Annotated in this window: 1 protein-coding gene and 1 pseudogene; one reads left to right on the top strand and one right to left on the bottom strand. The window is 39.5% G+C overall.

The features are described from left to right. Positions 1 to 109: 109 nt before the first annotated feature. Positions 110 to 1280, top strand: a pseudogene (locus tag NG796_RS13065) (IS1634 family transposase); the annotation flags it as partial. 172 nt (positions 1281 to 1452) lie between these two features. Here the strand turns inward: NG796_RS13065 and NG796_RS13070 are convergent. Beyond that, a partial coding sequence (locus tag NG796_RS13070) for a calcium-binding protein (protein ID WP_317619306.1) occupies positions 1453 to 2439 on the bottom strand: 987 nt, incomplete at its 5' end.

A 2439-nucleotide genomic window follows, 5' to 3' on the forward strand; every position in this document is an offset into this window, starting at 1 on the left:
TTAGAATGACACTCATTGCAGTAAAAAAATATAAGCCGCTCTTATTATAGCATAGTCTGTAATTTTTGGAGATGCCTAATATATAAGAGAACCTAACCTAACAGGAGAACCCGTTCCGATTGAGATTACTTATGGATACTCAAGAGACCATCGTCCAGACTTAAAGCAATTTATCGTAGATTTGATTTGTAGTTCAGACGGGGATATTCCGCTCTATTTAAGAGTAGCCTCGGGCAATGAATCCGACTCAGCCATTTTTGCTAAGTTGATGAAAGAATTTAGGGAAAATTGGGAGATGGATGGATTATTTGTAGCCGATGCCGCCCTTTATAATCAAGAAAATTTAAAACAAATTAATCATTTGAAATGGGTCTCGCGAGTTCCGGCTTCTTTAAAAGCCGCTAAAGAATTGTTGAGCGAACCCTCCGATGAAGACTTACAAAATTGTCAATGGGAGGGATATAGGATAAAAAGTTGTGAAATCACTTATGAAGAAATTAAACCAAGATGGCAGAAGCGTCGAAAGTGAAAAAAGGAAAGAGTCTGACTTAAAGCAATTAAAGAAAAAGATAAAAAATCTGGAAGGAAAAGCCCGCTCAGAACTTAAAGCCTTAAGTCAACAGAAATTCGCTTGTCAACCTGACGCCCAGAAAGCTGTTGATCAATTTAGCAAGAAGCTAAGATATCATACAATCACGGGGGTTGAAATATTAACCGTTCCTTATTACTCTCAACCCGGAAGACCACCCAAGGGAGCCAAGCCCACTGGGTATTTTTATCAAATCCAAGGGACCTTATCAGAGAACGAGGCAGCGATAGAACAAGAGAAAATCCGAGCGGGAAGATTTATCTTAGCTACAAATGTCTTAGATGTTAATGAACTGAGTGATGAACAGATATTAGCGGAATACAAAAACCAACAATCGACGGAAAGAGGATTTCGGTTTTTAAAAGACCCGATGTTTTTTACCGATAGTGTATTTCTAAAAAATCCCGAACGAATAGAAGCCCTAGCAATGGTGATGGGCTTGTGTTTGTTAGTGTATAGTTTAGGTCAAAGAGCATTAAGAGAGGCCCTGGCTCAAGCAAAAAAGTCGATTAAGAATCAATTAGGTAAACCCACCACTACCCCAACTCTACGATGGGTTTTTCAATGCTTTCAATCCATTCATTTGCTTACGGTTGATGGAGTCAAGAAAATCACCTATTTAACTGATGAGCGGCGATGGATCCTTCAGTTTTTAGGGGCCTCCTGCCAGAAATATTATTTACTCACTTGATCAAACCTGCGGAATGTGGGTTGAAGGTTTCAGGGCGATCGCATTTTCGGAGCATTTTCATGGAAAAAAGGCTAGATTTGAACCGCTTCAGAGAAGGACGGATTACAAATTAACAACCCTTTACAGCCCTTAAACTAAAGGGTAAGGAAACATTCCCTCACCCCTTTATCAATTACCCTACCCCAAAGAAATCCTCTTGATTGATTAGAGAAATATCCACTTCATTGAGAATGGCAAGTAATTCATCCCCAGCATAAATAAATGTGCCATCGTTTCTTTGAATGAAGGTTAAATCATCCAAGGTTAATTCTTCTGACAACCCGATTAAATCCTCTCCATCGGTAAAGTCAATAATTAAATCGGTTCCGGTATCTTGACGAATGATAAATCGATCTTGTCCCGCGCCTCCCATGAGGATATCATTACCCAAATCCCCCAATAACCAGTCATCCCCTGCACCACCTATCAATAAATCATCATCTTTACCACCATAAAGAACATCATTTCCATCCTCACCAATCAAGGTATCATTCCCTTGATTCCCATAGAGAAAATTATTCCCGCCACCCACATACATTAAATCATTCCCATCGTTCCCATAGAGGATATCTACGCCATTACCTCCAACCAAGGTGTCGTCTCCTTCTCCTCCATAAATCCAGTTATTTTCTGCCCCTACCTTGATAAAATTATCGCCGTTATTGCCCTGGAGGATATCATTACCCTCTCCCCCAAACAAAGAGTCATTCTCGCCTAATCCTTCAATAAAATTATTTCCAAAATTGGCTTGAATGAAGTCTGAATCAGAAGTTCCCATCAAGAAATTATAGGTAGAATTGTCTTCCCCCTGGAATTCTACCTGATTCAGATTTGAGGAGGACAGGGGAGGATTCGATAATTCTTCCAAGGTGGAAATCCACTCAAAAATATTGGATAAATCCACCTCAATAGAAGAGTTTACTCCCAGATTTGCAAGAACTTCTTTGAAATAAGAAGGTCCTATGGGTCCCAATAGACCAAATTGAAGGTTCCCGATGTTGGTTATTTCTAAGCTATTTTCTTCCAATTCTGGAATATTATTTTTCAATACAGGAGGATTAGCTTCCACTTGGGGAATATCTTCGTTTAATACAGGAGGATTAGCTTCCACTTGGGGAAT

It is taken from the genome of Laspinema sp. D2d, from assembly GCF_025370755.1.
Classification (GTDB): Bacteria; Cyanobacteriota; Cyanobacteriia; order Cyanobacteriales; family Laspinemataceae; genus Laspinema.